Origin of the sequence: Marinobacter fuscus (assembly GCF_003007675.1) — a bacterium.
GTDB lineage: Bacteria > Pseudomonadota > Gammaproteobacteria > Pseudomonadales > Oleiphilaceae > Marinobacter > Marinobacter fuscus.
This window is the reverse complement of the sequence record NZ_PXNP01000076.1, coordinates 1-14248: the sequence shown is the minus strand read 5'-3', so window position 1 is coordinate 14248 and position 14248 is coordinate 1. Positions and strand designations below refer to the sequence as shown.

The window sequence follows — 14248 nt, the reverse complement described above, 5'->3', positions numbered from 1 at the left end:
TATGGCGACATCACAAACCTGGCTGCTCCGGCCCTTCCAGGAGCGTTCCACCCAGCTTTTCCTCGGTGTGCTGTTCGCCGCCCTGGTGGTGGTTACCTTCCTGCACCTGTTTATGCCGGAAGACAGTGCCCTGCACGTAAGCGCCTACACCGTTACCCTGCTGGGCAAATACCTCTGTTACGCCCTGCTGGCGGTGGCAGTGGACCTGGTGTGGGGATATCTGGGCATTCTCAGCTTGGGCCACGGCGCCTTCTTTGCCCTCGGCGGCTACGCCATGGGCATGTACCTGATGCGCCAGATTGGTGATCGCGGCGTGTATGGCGATCCTGTATTGCCAGACTTCATGGTGTTCCTGAACTGGCAGGAGCTGCCCTGGTACTGGCAGGGCTTCGACATGGCCTGGTTCGCCTTCATTATGGTGCTGCTGGCCCCGGGCCTGCTGGCGCTGGTGTTCGGCTTCCTGGCCTTCCGCTCCCGGGTAACCGGCGTGTACCTGTCCATCATCACCCAGGCGCTGACCTTTGCGTTGATGCTGGCATTCTTCCGTAACGAGATGGGCTTCGGTGGAAACAACGGCCTGACCGACTTCAAAGACATCCTCGGCTTCGACCTGCGCAGCGATGCCACCCGGCTTGGCCTGTTTCTGGCAACCGGCATCGCGCTGGCGGTGGGCTATGTTGTGTGCCGTGCCATTGTGACCAGCAAGCTGGGCCGGGTCAGCGTGGCCTGCCGTGACGCTGAAGCCCGTACCCGGTTCCTCGGCTACCGGGTGGAACGGGTGCAGCTGATCGTGTTCGTGGTCTCCGCCATGCTGGCGGGTGTGGCCGGCGCTTTGTACGTGCCCCAGGTGGGCATCATCAACCCCAGCGAATTCTCGCCGCTGTTCTCCATCGAAATCGTGGTGTGGGTTGCCCTCGGTGGCCGCGCCACCCTGTATGGCGCGGTTATCGGCGCCTTGCTGGTGAACTACGCCAAGACCGTGTTCACCGGCATCATGCCGGACGCCTGGCTGTTCGCCCTGGGCGCGCTGTTCGTGCTGGTGACGGTGTTCCTGCCCAAGGGCATTGCCGGGCTGTTGCAGAAACGCCGCCAGAAGGACGATGACCAACCCGGCGCTCAGGAGGCCACCGCATGAGCATCTTTGAACAACTTGCCAACCGGGACCAGGTGTTTGAGTTTCTCACCCCCGTGGCCTCGCCGGTTGACGTGCGCCACGGCCCGATCCTGTACATGGAAGACGTGAGTGTGAGCTTCGATGGCTTCAAGGCCATCAACAACCTCAACCTCACCATCGACGACGGCGAACTGCGCTGCATCATCGGCCCCAACGGGGCGGGTAAAACCACCATGATGGACATCATCACCGGTAAAACCCGCCCGGATAACGGCTCGGTGTGGTTCGGCAGCCGCCACAACCTGCTGCGCATGAACGAGCCGGACATTGCCACCCTGGGCATTGGTCGCAAGTTCCAGAAGCCCACCGTGTTCGAGGCCCTGACCGTATTCGAAAACCTCGAACTGGCGATGGCCGCCGACAAACGCATCTTGCCCACCCTGACCGCCATCATGAAGCCCGAGTACCGGGAGCGCATCGACGAAATCCTGGAAATGATCGGTTTGCAGGCGCTGCGCGACAAGCCCGCCGGCATCCTCTCCCACGGCCAGAAACAGTGGCTGGAGATCGGCATGCTGCTGATGCAGAAACCCCGGCTGCTGCTGGTAGACGAGCCCGTGGCCGGCATGACCGAACAGGAAATGGAACGCACCGCTGAACTGCTCACCAGTCTCGCGGGCAAACAGTCCGTGGTGGTGGTGGAACACGACATGGGCTTCGTGCGCTCCATCGCCCGCAAAGTCACCGTACTGCACCAGGGCAGCGTGCTGGCCGAAGGCACCATGGACCAGGTCTCCAACGACCCGGACGTGATCAAGGTGTATCTCGGGGAGGAGGCCTGATGCTCAAGATTGAAAAGCTCAACCAGTTCTACGGCGAAAGCCACACCCTGTGGGACCTGGAGCTGGACGTGCCCCAGGGCCAGTGCACCTGCGTGATGGGCCGTAACGGCGTGGGCAAGACCACGCTGATGAAATGCATCATGGGCGAGGAAACCGTGAAAAGCGGTTCCATCGAGTTTGCCCGGGATGTGGAACTCACCAAAAAGAAAATCGAAGACCGCTCCCGCCTGGGCATCGGCTACGTGCCCCAGGGCCGGCAGATCTTCCCGTTGCTGACCGTGGAGGAAAACCTGCGCACCGGCCTGGCCGTTCGCAAAGACGGCAGCAAGCAAATCCCCGAACGCATTTACGAGCTGTTCCCGGTGTTGAAAGAAATGAAACACCGACGGGGCGGCGACCTCTCCGGCGGCCAGCAGCAACAGCTGGCCATTGGCCGGGCGCTGGTGATTGAGCCGAGACTGCTGATCCTCGACGAGCCGGGGGAGGGCATCCAGCCCAACATCGTGGCCCAGATTGGCGAGGTGATTCGACGGTTGATTGAAGAAGACGGCCTGACCGTGCTGCTGGTGGAACAGAAACTGCCGTTCGCACGCAAATACGCCGACCGCTTTGCCATCCTCGACCGGGGCCGACGCGTGGCCGAAGGCGACATTGCCGGGCTGACCGATGAACTCATCAAACAGCACCTGACCGTATGACCGCCTACCAAGCCATCGACCGCCACGCCTCCGGCCACCGTTTCGACACCGAACGGCGCTGGGCGGCGGCCCTGGAACTGGGGTTTGAAGCCCGCGCCGAGAGTGAACCCACGCCGGTAACCCGGCTGGTACGCCGGCGCCACCACGGCCCCCTGCGGGTGCAGCGCCCCTTCTACCCGGAAGGCAAAACCGGCTGCTGCCATGTGTACCTGCTGCACCCCCCGGGTGGCCTGGTGAGCGGCGACGAACTGCGCATCGAAGCCTCTGTGGCCGAAGGTGGCCACGCGCTTCTGACCACCCCGGCCGCAGCGAAACTGTACAAGGCCGACAGCCATGGCGTGGCCTGGGGCCAGCACACCCGGTTGCTGGTAGCCAAAGACGCGATTCTGGAATACCTGCCCCAGGAAACCATCGCCTTCGACGGCTCCCGTGGTTTGCAAACCACCACCATTGAACTGGAAACCGGCGCCCGAACTCTGGGCTGGGAAGTGCTCGCGCTGGGCCGTCCGGCCAGCGACCTGCCGTTTGCCACCGGCGAACTGGAACAGCGTTTCCATTTAAGCCTGGACGGCCAGCCGCTGTGGCTGGAGCGCCAGCTTCTGGACCCGAAACACCGGCGATTCAACGGCCCCTGGGGCCAGGGCGGCGCCACTGTACAGGCCACCCTCTGGGCGGTCGGCCTGGACGACGAAGCCGCCGCCATCGAAGTGCTGAGAGCACAGTTACCAGACCACAACCGCTGGGCCGTGACCCGGCGCCGGGGCGTGCTGCTCCTGCGTTACCTGGGCACCGACCGCAACGAAGCCTGGGCCCTGTGCGAACAAGCCTGGCACCTGCTGCGCCCCCTGCTCGCCGGCGTACCGGCCCACACACCCAGAATCTGGATGACCTGACCATGGGAGCCGGAAGCGAGCGGGTACGTCCCTCCGGGACACGCTGTAAATACATCCCTGTAAGCTCGACGGCAGCATCCATGCTGCCGACGGTCCCGGAGGGACGTACCCGCTCGCTTCTTCAAACTCTGTGCGTGGATCAGGCGCGACAAGAGAACAAACACGGAGAAAGGTAATGGAGCTAACCCCCAGAGACAAAGACAAGCTGCTGCTGTTCACCGCCGCCCTGCTGGCCGAACGCCGCAAAGCCAAAGGCCTGAAACTGAACTACCCCGAAGCGGTAGCCCTGATCAGCGCCGAAATCATGGAAGGCGCCCGCGAAGGCCGGACCGTGGCCGAACTGATGAGCGCCGGCACCGAAATCCTCACCCGCGAAGACGTGATGGACGGCGTGGCTGACATGGTGCACGAAGTCCAGGTGGAAGCCACCTTCCCGGACGGCACCAAACTGGTCACCGTCCACAACCCGATTGTTTGAGGAGCGCGCCATGACCCCCGGTGAATACCAACTCAAAGACGGCGACATTGAACTCTGCGCCGGCCGCGAACGCATCCAGCTGGACGTCGGCAACACCGGCGACCGCCCGGTGCAGATCGGCTCCCACTACCACTTCGCCGAAGCCAACCCGGCTCTGGATTTCGACCGCGCCAAAGCCCGCGGCTACCGCCTGGACGTGGCCGCCGGCACCGCCATTCGCTTCGAACCCGGCCAGACCCGGTCCGTGACGCTGATTCCGTTTGTCGGAACGCGCGAAATCTATGGCTTCCGGGCGGAAGTAATGGGGCCGTTGGAGGACACGAAATGAAAATCAGCAGACAAGCCTACGCCGACATGTATGGCCCCACCGTAGGGGATCGCGTCCGCCTGGGCGACACCGAGTTGTGGATAGAAGTGGAAGAAGACCACACCCACTACGGCGACGAAGTAAAATTCGGCGGAGGCAAAGTCATCCGCGACGGCATGGGCCAGAGCCAGCGCTGCGACGACGCGGTGATGGACACCGTGATCACCAACGCCCTTATCCTCGACTGGTGGGGCATCGTCAAAGCCGACGTAGGCATCCAGAAAGGCCGCATCGCCGCCATCGGCAAAGCCGGCAACCCGGACACCCAGCCAGAGGTGACCATCGTCATCGGCCCCGGCACCGAAATCATCGCCGGGGAAGGCAAGATCCTCACCGCCGGCGGCATCGACCCCCACATCCACTTCATCTGCCCCCAGCAGGTAGAAGAAGCCCTGATGAGCGGCGTGACCACCATGCTCGGCGGCGGCACCGGCCCGGCCACTGGCACCAACGCCACCACCTGTACTCCGGGCCCCTGGCACATTGGCAAAATGCTGCAGGCCGTGGACACCCTGCCCATGAACATCGGCTTCCTGGGCAAGGGCAACGCCAGCCTGCCGGAAGCGCTGGAGCTGCAGGTAAAAGCCGGCGTGATCGGCCTTAAACTGCACGAAGACTGGGGCACCACCCCGGCCAGCATCGACAACTGCCTGACCGTCGCCGACCAGTACGACATTCAGGTGGCCATCCACACCGACACCCTGAACGAATCCGGCTTTGTGGAAGACACCCTGGCGGCCTTCAAAGGCCGCTGCATTCACACCTTCCACACCGAAGGCGCCGGCGGCGGCCACGCCCCGGACATCATCACCGCCTGCTCCAAAGACTATGTATTGCCGTCATCCACCAACCCGACACGGCCCTACACCGTGAACACCGTCGACGAACACCTGGACATGCTGATGGTATGCCACCACCTGGACCCGAACATCCCGGAAGACGTGGCCTTCGCCGATTCCCGCATCCGCCGGGAAACCATCGCCGCTGAAGATATCCTGCACGACATGGGCGTGATCTCCATGATCTCCTCCGACTCCCAGGCCATGGGCCGGGTGGGCGAGGTGATCTGCCGTACCTGGCAAACCGCTCACAAGATGAAAGTGCAGCGCGGCCTGCTTCCGGAAGACCAGGAGCGCGGCGCCGACAACTTCCGCGCCAAACGCTACATCGCCAAGTACACCATCAACTCCGCCATCACCCACGGCATCGCCCATGACGTGGGCTCGGTGGAAGTGGGCAAACTGGCAGACCTGGTGCTGTGGAGCCCGGCGTTTTTCGGCGTAAAGCCTGCCTGCATTCTCAAGGGCGGGATGATTGCCGCCGCCCCCATGGGCGACCCGAACGCCTCTATCCCCACGCCGCAGCCGGTGCACTACCGCCCCATGTTCGGCGCCTTCGGCAAAGCCGCCAGTGCCACCCGCCTGACCTTCGTCAGCCAGGCGGCGCTGGACGCCAATATTGGTGAAGAACTGGGCCTGGACAGCCCGCTGTCCGCCTGCAAAGGCGTGCGGGACGTGCGCAAGCGGCACATGAAACTGAACGATGCTTGCCCGCACCTGACCGTAGACCCGCAAACCTACGAAGTGCACGCCGACGGCGAACTGCTCACCTGCGAGCCGGCCACCGAACTGCCGCTGGCCCAGCGTTATCACCTTTTTTAATCGAGACAGCTTAAAGCTGTTCCGAGCCGTACACTGGAGACAATCATGTTGGAACTGACTAAACGCATCAACCACGTAGACGCCAGCGAAATCCACGACAACCTGGTGCTGCCCTACGAACTGCGCATTCGTGGCCGCCTGCGGGCAACCACCGAAACCAACCTGGACGTGGGCCTGTTTCTGGACCGGGGCCCGGTGCTGAGAGACGGCGACCTGCTGGAAGCGAAATCCGGCGAGATCATCCGCATTCGCGCCGCGGAAGAGCCGGTGGTCACCGCCCGCGTAGAAACCGGCCTGCCGCTGGCCCGCTTGTGTTACCACCTGGGCAACCGCCACGTCACCCTGGCCATTGGTGAAGACGAGCAGGGCGCCTTCGTGCGCTTCCCGCCCGATCACGTACTGGAAGAACTGGCCGAACGCCTGGGCGCCACCGTAGTGCACCACACCGGCACCTTCGACCCGGAACCCGGAGCCTACAACCAGGCCGGCCAGGGCCATTCGCACGGTCATAGGCATGGCCATTCGCACGGGCACTCGCACGGTAAAAGCCATGACCACACTCACGCTGCTGGACATACCCATGCTCACGGCCACAAACACACCCACTGAGCCGGCAGCCATGGCGGGTGAGGGCGAAGCCGGCGGCGACCTGGCTTTGCTGGGGCTGATGCAGCTGGTCAGCCCGGCCCTGCCAATCGGTGCCTTTGCCTGGTCTCAGGGCCTGGAAAGTGCCTTTGAGCTGGGCTGGGTGAACAACGAAGCGGAACTGGCCGAGTGGATTGAAGGCGTGCTGGAAGACGGCCTTAGCCGGTGTGAACTGCCCTTACTGGCCCGCCTGCAAACCGCCTGGGCGAACGACGACGGCGCCAGCATCGCGCACTGGAACCAGTGGCTGCACGCCACCCGGGAAACCGCCGAACTGAGCGACGAAGACACCCGCCTGGGCGGTGCCCTTAAAACCCTGCTGGGCAACCTCAACCTGCTGCCGGAGAGAACCCTGATTCCGGCCGAGCCAGGCTACATCACCCTGTTTGCCTGGGCCGCCCAGATGCGCCGGGTGCCGGTGCGGCAAACCCTGCTGGGCTTTGCCTGGGCCTGGCTGGAAAACCAGCTGGCGGTGGCCTGCAAAGCCTTGCCCCTGGGCCACACCGCCGCCCAACGGATTATCGAACAACTGCGCCCGGCCCTGGTGATTGCCACCGACCTGGCGCTGGCACGGCAAGACCACGAACTCGGGCCCATCCTGCCGGGCCTCGCGCTCGGCAGTGCCCTGCATGAAACCCAGTATTCACGGCTTTTCAGAAGCTGAATAAAAACATCAAGGAGATACAGCCATGACACATTGTCTGAGAGTAGGCGTCGGCGGCCCGGTCGGGTCTGGTAAAACCGCATTGCTGCGCCAGCTATGCACCGCCCTGCGGGACCACTACGACATCGCCGTGGTCACCAACGACATCTACACCCGCGAAGACGCCGACTTCCTGCTGCGCCACGAAGCCCTGGCCGCAGACCGCATCCTGGGCGTGGAAACCGGCGGCTGTCCGCACACCGCCATCCGCGAAGATGCCTCCATGAACCTGGCCGCCATCGACGACCTGCAAAGCCGTCACCCCGGCCTGGAACTGGTGCTGGTGGAATCCGGCGGTGACAACCTCTCCGCCACCTTCAGTCCGGAACTGAGCGACCTTACCCTGTACGTGATCGACGTGTCCGCCGGCGACAAGATCCCCCGCAAGGGCGGCCCAGGCATAACCAAATCCGACCTGCTGATCATCAACAAGATCGACATTGCGGAACAGGTACACGCCTCCCTGGACGTAATGGAGCGGGACAGCAAAAGAATGCGCGGCGAACGCCCCTTCGTGTTCACCAACCTGTACGACGGGGTAGGGCTGGACACCATCATCAGCTTCATTCTGGAGCGGGGCATGCTGCCCGAGCGACGCCCACACAAGACTGCTGAGACCGCCTAAGGCTCGTGCAACATAGTGAATTTCGAGATACCGCATACACGAATTGGGAGAATTGATATGAAACTCGTAACGAAATTGCTCAGTGCCGCCGCGCTGTTGACCGCCTCCGCCACCGCCATGGCCCACCCCGGCCACACCGAAGGCGGCTTCACCAGTGGACTGCTGCATCCCATGTTGGGCCTGGACCATCTGCTGGCCATGGCCGCCATCGGCTTCTGGAGCGTGCGCCAGAGCAAACTCATGAAAAACGCCACCCCCGCCTTCGTCATCGGCGGCATGGTATTCGGTGCCGCCCTGGCCTGGGGCGGCCTGACCCTGCCGGGCGTGGAAACCGGCATCACCTTCTCGGTACTGGTGGCGGGCATCCTCATCGCCACCCTGGCCAAACTGCCAACCGCCGTGGGTGGCACCCTGGTTGGTGCGTTCATGCTGTTTCACGGTTTTGCGCATGGGGCGGAAATGCCGGAAGGCGCTACATTGGCGGCCTACCTGGTCGGTTTCTCCATCGCCACACTGGCCATCACGCTGGTTGGCGGTGGGCTGGGTAGTCTGATGCTGAGGGCGGATAGCCGGTTTAGTCGGGGCGTTGGGGGAGTTCTGGCTGTGGCGGGAGCGTACCTGGCTGCTGCCTGATTCTGTAATTCCCTGCAGAAACGAAAAAGCCGCCCGGGAAACCGCGCGGCTTTTTCTATATTTCCTTTCAAAAGAGGTGTCCTAGGTTCACTGCGAAAGCCGCAAAGGCGTGAGCAAAACCGCCCTGATGAAATGCGTTATGGGGGAGGAAACCACCAAAAGCGGCAGCATCAAATTTGCGCAAGACCTGGAACCGACCAAAATGAAAAGCGAGGGTAGATCAAGCCTCGGTATTGGCTGTGTTCCTCAGGGAATGTGGATATTTCCCCTGCTGATCGCTGAAGAAGACCTTCGCACTGACCTGGCCTTGCTAGGGAATTAGTAAGAAAATTCCCAACGCTTGTGGCGATTGGAAGGGATCTGATGATTGTGTCAGAGATGCTTGTTTGGGATGAGTCGGGCGAGGGGGCAGCCGAACATTTTGGCTCCGATTAGGGAGGCTATCCGAAGGGTGATTGACGAGGATGGACTCGCAGCTCTACTCGTTGTGCAGAAGTATGCAGATAGGGGAATCAAGAGTTTGTCGAATGAATTGCTTAGGAAGTGTCTGACTGTATGGCAATATGCTCTTTCGTTGAACGTCAAATGTACCCCCAAGTGACCGTTATGAACTATGTGGATAGACTGAGTTCGCCGGCAGTGCAAGGGATTTAAGGAACTCCGCAGTTTAAATTGAGGAAGCTCAAACTAATCTTGGAATATGATCTCAAACTCAGATACTGCTCTAACACGGCTTCAGTTTTAAGGAAACGTAAGCAACGCAGAGAAATGCTGGCGCGCTTTCTGCAGTTCAGATAGCCCAAGCAGATTATCAGATAGTTGTCGATAGAGACCTCTGTCAGAGAATTTCTACGCGAGGGTCTTAAATCTTGTAATCGGGCGAGACGCGAGTAAATTCATAGGCTATGGTAGGAGGTCGTGGTGCAGGGGTAGCTCCTCAGGGCCCTGCGTGGCCTTTAAGCGATCGCGCAAAAAAAATGACGTTGCTTGGCGATGGATGTAGGACGGGTAAGACAAAAGTGGATCAAAACGAAAGTGCCCTCAAGTATTGTGGGTTATGTCTGCCATGTGTTTAATTTATGGCTGCCCGAGATAATCGCTTCGATAATTCTGAAACTAGTCTATTTAATTAATTTATTCTGGGTTAATTATGTCGAGAGAGAAGATACCTTTAATTCGTGTAAACCAGTGGTTAAGAACATGGGATAAGGCTCACTGGGATGATGAGAAAGGTCTCGGAAAACCTTCAGATCATTTTTTTGTAGGTGCAATTTCTCTTGAAAAGCTTCGAGCGCTCGCTGGCGTGACGAAGCGAGATGTGGAGCAACGTAAAGATCCCAACGCTATTCATGGATATCAGCGTGCTCATGAGGAAATTCGCTCCCGAAAAATCAATAGATATGTAAAGTATGGTTACCCACTATCTACTAGTTCAGGCTTGTCGCCAGAAGAGCATGAACAGTTGATTAACCCGGGCTGGTTACCAAATGCAATAATTGTCAATATTATTCCGGCTGGAGAGTCTCGTTTCCGAAACGGTGAGATGGTGACTGTGCCGAAAGAGGTTGAAGTTACTATCAATGATGGTGATTATTCTAGTATGGAGTTTCCATCGATTTCTGAGGTCGAGCAATATAGGCTTGGAAAAAATGATTTTGTTGAGCCTATCGAAATAATTGACGGACAACATCGTCTTTTTGCTTCTGATTATAGTAGTGCCTATGAGGGAGACTATGATGTCCCCGTTGTAGTATTTAATAACTTATCACTAGGTTGGCAGGCGTACCTTTTTTGGACAATAAATGTTGAGCCCAAAAAGATTAACGCGAGCCTTGCATTTGACCTATATCCGGAATTGAGAAGACAAGAGTGGCTTGATCAGTCTGAATCAATAAAAATATATCAAGAGCATAGATCTCAAGAAATGACGGAGATTCTCTGGTCGCATTCACTGAGCCCGTGGAATGGAAGAATTGAATTGCATGGAAAGCGGGTTAGAGGGCATGTGTCGAATGCGGCATTTATTAGATCTCTGAATAGTAGTTTCATCAAAAAGTGGGTCGAGGGGGATAAAATTGGTGGTCTGTTTGGCTCATTGGGTCAGCTAGGAAGGGTTATTCCTTGGAATAGAGCACAGCAGGCAGCCTTTCTCATAAAAATTTGGAGCGCGGTAGCATCGGCGACTAAACGTACAGATGCCGCTTGGGCTAAATCGCTCGAAAATGAATCGCAAGCTAGTCTTTTTGAGGATTTGCATCCGGCGTTTGCTGGCCCTCATACCTTGATTGCAACCGATCAAGGTGTGAGGGCAATTCACAGTATTTTTAATGCGATTTTTCAGCACGAACCGGACTATTTTGAACTAGATAAGTGGAGAGTTGAAAGTGGAGAGCCGACAGAAGAAGCTGTTATAGAGGCACTTAAATCATTTCAAAAGCTGAATGTTGCAAATCATGCGATAAAAACAATTTCATCTACGCTAGTTGATAATTTCGATTGGAGGCTTTCTACGGCTCCAGGACTAGATCGAGAAAAAAAGAAAATTCAAGCTTCATATCGAGGCAGTAGCGGATACGGAGACTTGCTCCTTGATTTGGTCCATGTTTTGACCGAATACGAGAATGATCAGAAAGTTAGGGAAATAGCTAAGGCCGTTGGTAGCGTTTTGGTTAAGGCTAAATAAAATGGCTAGAAAGACAGATCCAGATGTGCAGTTCGCAATTAAAGCTGCTAAAGAAGCGTTGTTGGATGCATCCTTGAAAGGGTTTCCAGAGTTAAAGTTCGGCGATATATTGGTAGATCAAAAATCCTCATCGAACGTAGTAAGTGAAATGCAAGCCGATCTCGCTGCAAGACAAATCGAGCATTGCTTGGAAGCGTGGGAGTATCTATCGCAAGCGATCTTGGCAATGCTTGGTTGCCAAGATGATATAGCTATTCACATGGCCTATTATTCAGAGCTTCGCTCTGCAAATTCGCTACTGGCTGCTACAGGGATCGCAAATAAGGAAAATAAGAGTTATTTCATAGATTCAAATCAAAAGCGAAGGGCACGTAGGGTGAAGACCCATCAGTTTGTGAGAGATGTTTGGCACGACTGGTGTAAGCGTCCTGATACTGTTGAAGCATTCACTTCGCTTAAAGTATTGCCTTCAGTCACCCTTTTTGACGTTTATAACTCTCTTAATTTGAGGCAGAGCCCTAGTCAGAGCCTTCTTAAATGGGGTTATGAACTGCTCAACTTCGATAAAGACCACACATCTCGCAATAGATCGAGCTATCAGGTTTATCGTGTTTATAACGGCATTGGTGATTCGGACTCGAAAAAGCACGGGGAGTTGCTTTCGTTAATCTGGAGCCATTTGTCTTCAACTGGCAGTGATGGTCAGTTATATTTTGAAAAGATTTATGCCCAATATTTGTTAGCTGGCGCTTGCAAGGACTATAGTTCCGGTGCTGAGGATGAAGAATCAGAGTTTGACAGGAAGCTAGAAAGTACACTGGAACAGCTTAGCAAGGATACCGGAGTTCCGATAGAGTCTTTACGAATGCATTTTGATTTCGATAAAGATGATAGTAGGTTTGATCTCTTCGATATCGCTGCATCTAGTAGTACTGACGTAAAGAATGTTGTTGCAAGGGCGTTTATATTAGCACGCTTTGCAACTAATAAGCTGAACGTTAATTTATCGAAAAGCAAATGCCAGCAAGCTCTAGAATGGATTCGGAGATGGCTGGAAGAATCTGGTGTATTACATGACGATGTGTCGAGAGAAGATGTTGCAGGGAGTTCTGAGAGCTTCGCGGATGCAGCGGTTGAAGTGGCAGAATTAAATCTTAGACGGGTTTGGCTTGAGGAACCAGAAAGTGCATCTCGCGCAGGGCAGTTAAAAGCGAGCCTTTGTTGGGGGATTGAGTTTTAGATATTGTACCCGCAAATGATAGCAAGCTCCTCATATCTTCCACGATATCTTGAGTCTCCCGATAGTGCATTCTTTCTAGAAAGGGTGATTTGGTTGAAGCCGTCATACAAGTCAACAATCGATTGGTGGGCTGCGTTAAGTAAGAGAACTTTGGCTCCTCTTGTTACTGCGCGGTCTATGGCGTTCCGGAGGCGTATTTGATCTTTCCACGAGAATAAGCTCTCATTGTATTTTATAAAGCCATTGCAGTTGTGTTTTACAGTATATGGGGGATCCACGAAAACAAAGTCGTCAGGACCAGCGAGATTTACGGTTTCTTCAAAGTCATTGCTAAGTAGCGTAGCATTCTTGAGCGAGCTAGAAGTGATTTTGAAATTATCAATATCAAAGAGAATGTTGGTTTTTGTGCCAATAGGGACATTGAACTCACCTTTAAGGTTGACTCTATATAAACCGTTCCAGCAAGCGCGATTGAGATAGAGCATCCTAGCGGCGCGTGTGAAGATAGATCTAGGCTTTTCTGATCTAACTTTGTAATAGTATTCTTTGCTATGGTTTGAGTGGTGTTTTTTTAAATGCTTTACAACTAGCTCTTGGTTTTCCTTTATCGCTTTGTAAGTAGATATCAATTCATTGTTTAAGTCAGATAATATTGCATTTTCAGGCTGTAAGTGAAAGTAGACAGCGCCACCTCCTAGGAATGGCTCGATGTAGGTGTTGAAGTCCGCCGGGAAAACATTGAAATTGCCTTGGGTAAGCCATCGCTTACCTCCGGCCCACTTCAAGAAAGGTTTCGGCGGAGTCTTATTGATTTCAATCAATTAGTGTCCTTAGTAGTGCGTTCAAGCTTTTGCGAAATTATATCGTAAAGTCCGACTCTGGACTAATGAAGCTGATGGCTCGCCAGAGTTCTTGCTCCGTTGGGTTCCTGAATCGAGTACTTTTAGTACCAAGATAAATGTTAGTTTCGCGTATCTTTGTCGAAATCCGGGCAGATCTGTGTTCTAGAGCTGATGGTCGTAATATGCAGTTTGCCGAATCATTCTAGGTTGGTCTTGAGAATATCGTCGAGATCGGCTTTAGCAGCTTCTGTGAAAACAACGTTCCATGGTTTCATAGTAATCAAGCACCCTGTTTTTTCCTGAAGGCTTGCTTAGCACGCCCAGAAAGGTACGTAGCGAACTCGTCACCCGTGAAGGTTCTTGTTCTGCCAGCCTCCAGGTCTTCCTGGCCTGCATCGATGGCGGCTCTGAGGTCATTCATTTTCGTGACGTATCGGGACTCGGCTTCTTCGACCATTCTCAGGCCGGCTCGAAGTACCTCACTCGCATTTTGATAACGGCCCGAGGCAACCAGGTGATCGACTACCTGGGATTGATGGTCCGTGAGCACTATGTTTCTCGTCGCCATGAGAGTCATCCTGTCAGCGTTGCATTGGCATAATATGCCAATGCATGGGTTTGCTGTCTAGGAGTCTGCGCGGCAGAAGTGTTTTGAGCAAGTGCCTCCGCCGCGCCGAATCACGGTTGTGCCCGAGAGTATATGCGCAGTATCCAACCGGATAGAGTCACGATTTTCTATTCAGGCAATCAAGACGGTTATAGACAAGTTCACAACCGTAGCCCGACCACTCAGCACGGCCCGGCACGCCGCCTCAGGTCGCCTA

General features: G+C 56.0%; 15 protein-coding genes. 13 read left to right on the top strand and 2 right to left on the bottom strand.

Annotated features, from left to right (window positions below; genetic code table 11):
• Window position 1 precedes the first annotated feature (1 nt).
• The 13 genes from urtC to C7H09_RS09570 all read left to right on the top strand — a co-directional run bounded on the left by urtC (window position 2) and on the right by C7H09_RS09570 (window position 12582).
• Window positions 2–1135 (top strand): urea ABC transporter permease subunit UrtC, encoded by a 1134-nt coding sequence (urtC, locus tag C7H09_RS09640; protein ID WP_106762312.1) that lies wholly within the window; start codon window positions 2–4, stop codon window positions 1133–1135.
• Window positions 1132–1956 carry an urea ABC transporter ATP-binding protein UrtD gene (gene urtD, locus C7H09_RS09635; RefSeq protein WP_106762311.1) on the top strand — a complete coding sequence of 275 codons (825 nt, stop codon included), beginning with the start codon at window positions 1132–1134 and terminating at the stop codon, window positions 1954–1956. The genes urtC and urtD overlap by 4 nt, the downstream gene beginning before the upstream one ends.
• The gene (gene urtE / locus C7H09_RS09630) at window positions 1956–2654 is read left to right on the top strand and encodes an urea ABC transporter ATP-binding subunit UrtE (protein WP_106762310.1); all 699 of its coding nucleotides are present in this window, start codon (window positions 1956–1958) and stop codon (window positions 2652–2654) included. Before urtD ends, urtE begins: the two co-directional genes overlap by 1 nt.
• On the top strand, window positions 2651–3547 hold the full coding sequence (locus tag C7H09_RS09625) for an urease accessory protein UreD (protein WP_106762309.1): 897 nt from the start codon (window positions 2651–2653) through the stop codon (window positions 3545–3547). The genes urtE and C7H09_RS09625 overlap by 4 nt, the downstream gene beginning before the upstream one ends.
• A gap of 175 nt (window positions 3548–3722) precedes the next feature.
• Window positions 3723–4025 carry an urease subunit gamma gene (ureA, locus tag C7H09_RS09620; protein WP_022992779.1) on the top strand — a complete coding sequence of 101 codons (303 nt, stop codon included), beginning with the start codon at window positions 3723–3725 and terminating at the stop codon, window positions 4023–4025.
• Window positions 4026–4035: 10 nt separating this feature from the next.
• Window positions 4036–4353 carry an urease subunit beta gene (locus tag C7H09_RS09615; RefSeq protein WP_106762308.1) on the top strand — a complete coding sequence of 106 codons (318 nt, stop codon included), beginning with the start codon at window positions 4036–4038 and terminating at the stop codon, window positions 4351–4353.
• The gene (gene ureC / locus C7H09_RS09610) at window positions 4350–6053 is read left to right on the top strand and encodes an urease subunit alpha (protein ID WP_106762307.1); all 1704 of its coding nucleotides are present in this window, start codon (window positions 4350–4352) and stop codon (window positions 6051–6053) included. The genes C7H09_RS09615 and ureC overlap by 4 nt, the downstream gene beginning before the upstream one ends.
• A gap of 45 nt (window positions 6054–6098) precedes the next feature.
• On the top strand, window positions 6099–6662 hold the full coding sequence (ureE, locus tag C7H09_RS09605; protein ID WP_106762306.1) for an urease accessory protein UreE: 564 nt from the start codon (window positions 6099–6101) through the stop codon (window positions 6660–6662).
• Window positions 6634–7362, top strand: coding sequence for an urease accessory protein UreF (locus tag C7H09_RS09600; RefSeq protein ID WP_106762305.1), 729 nt, complete (start codon window positions 6634–6636; stop codon window positions 7360–7362). Before ureE ends, C7H09_RS09600 begins: the two co-directional genes overlap by 29 nt.
• A gap of 25 nt (window positions 7363–7387) precedes the next feature.
• Window positions 7388–8026 carry an urease accessory protein UreG gene (gene ureG / locus C7H09_RS09595; RefSeq protein ID WP_106762304.1) on the top strand — a complete coding sequence of 213 codons (639 nt, stop codon included), beginning with the start codon at window positions 7388–7390 and terminating at the stop codon, window positions 8024–8026.
• A 57-nt stretch (window positions 8027–8083) separates the two neighbouring features.
• On the top strand, window positions 8084–8659 hold the full coding sequence (locus tag C7H09_RS09590; RefSeq protein ID WP_106762303.1) for a HupE/UreJ family protein: 576 nt from the start codon (window positions 8084–8086) through the stop codon (window positions 8657–8659).
• 1150 nt (window positions 8660–9809) lie between these two features.
• Window positions 9810–11342 (top strand): DGQHR domain-containing protein, encoded by a 1533-nt coding sequence (locus C7H09_RS09575; RefSeq protein ID WP_106762301.1) that lies wholly within the window; start codon window positions 9810–9812, stop codon window positions 11340–11342.
• Window position 11343: 1 nt separating this feature from the next.
• Window positions 11344–12582 (top strand): hypothetical protein, encoded by a 1239-nt coding sequence (locus C7H09_RS09570; protein WP_041654961.1) that lies wholly within the window; start codon window positions 11344–11346, stop codon window positions 12580–12582.
• Here the strand turns inward: C7H09_RS09570 and C7H09_RS09565 are convergent.
• The gene (locus C7H09_RS09565; RefSeq protein ID WP_106762300.1) at window positions 12579–13403 is read right to left on the bottom strand and encodes a DNA adenine methylase; all 825 of its coding nucleotides are present in this window, start codon (window positions 13401–13403) and stop codon (window positions 12579–12581) included. The genes C7H09_RS09570 and C7H09_RS09565 overlap by 4 nt on opposite strands.
• Before the next feature lie 301 nt (window positions 13404–13704).
• On the bottom strand, window positions 13705–13992 hold the full coding sequence (locus C7H09_RS09560; RefSeq protein ID WP_106762299.1) for a type II toxin-antitoxin system ParD family antitoxin: 288 nt from the start codon (window positions 13990–13992) through the stop codon (window positions 13705–13707).
• Window positions 13993–14248: the final 256 nt, after the last annotated feature.

What these genes read in the sequence shown, in the direction of transcription:
- urtC (WP_106762312.1), top strand. Translation starts at nt 2, where the DNA reads ATGGCGACATCACAAACCTGGCTGCTCCGGCCCTTCCAGGAGCGTTCC.
- urtD (WP_106762311.1), top strand. Translation starts at nt 1,132, where the DNA reads ATGAGCATCTTTGAACAACTTGCCAACCGGGACCAGGTGTTTGAGTTT.
- urtE (WP_106762310.1), top strand. Translation starts at nt 1,956, where the DNA reads ATGCTCAAGATTGAAAAGCTCAACCAGTTCTACGGCGAAAGCCACACC.
- C7H09_RS09625 (WP_106762309.1), top strand. Translation starts at nt 2,651, where the DNA reads ATGACCGCCTACCAAGCCATCGACCGCCACGCCTCCGGCCACCGTTTC.
- ureA (WP_022992779.1), top strand. Translation starts at nt 3,723, where the DNA reads ATGGAGCTAACCCCCAGAGACAAAGACAAGCTGCTGCTGTTCACCGCC.
- C7H09_RS09615 (WP_106762308.1), top strand. Translation starts at nt 4,036, where the DNA reads ATGACCCCCGGTGAATACCAACTCAAAGACGGCGACATTGAACTCTGC.
- ureC (WP_106762307.1), top strand. Translation starts at nt 4,350, where the DNA reads ATGAAAATCAGCAGACAAGCCTACGCCGACATGTATGGCCCCACCGTA.
- ureE (WP_106762306.1), top strand. Translation starts at nt 6,099, where the DNA reads ATGTTGGAACTGACTAAACGCATCAACCACGTAGACGCCAGCGAAATC.
- C7H09_RS09600 (WP_106762305.1), top strand. Translation starts at nt 6,634, where the DNA reads ATGCTCACGGCCACAAACACACCCACTGAGCCGGCAGCCATGGCGGGT.
- ureG (WP_106762304.1), top strand. Translation starts at nt 7,388, where the DNA reads ATGACACATTGTCTGAGAGTAGGCGTCGGCGGCCCGGTCGGGTCTGGT.
- C7H09_RS09590 (WP_106762303.1), top strand. Translation starts at nt 8,084, where the DNA reads ATGAAACTCGTAACGAAATTGCTCAGTGCCGCCGCGCTGTTGACCGCC.
- C7H09_RS09575 (WP_106762301.1), top strand. Translation starts at nt 9,810, where the DNA reads ATGTCGAGAGAGAAGATACCTTTAATTCGTGTAAACCAGTGGTTAAGA.
- C7H09_RS09570 (WP_041654961.1), top strand. Translation starts at nt 11,344, where the DNA reads ATGGCTAGAAAGACAGATCCAGATGTGCAGTTCGCAATTAAAGCTGCT.
- C7H09_RS09560 (WP_106762299.1), bottom strand. Translation starts at nt 13,992, where the DNA reads ATGGCGACGAGAAACATAGTGCTCACGGACCATCAATCCCAGGTAGTC.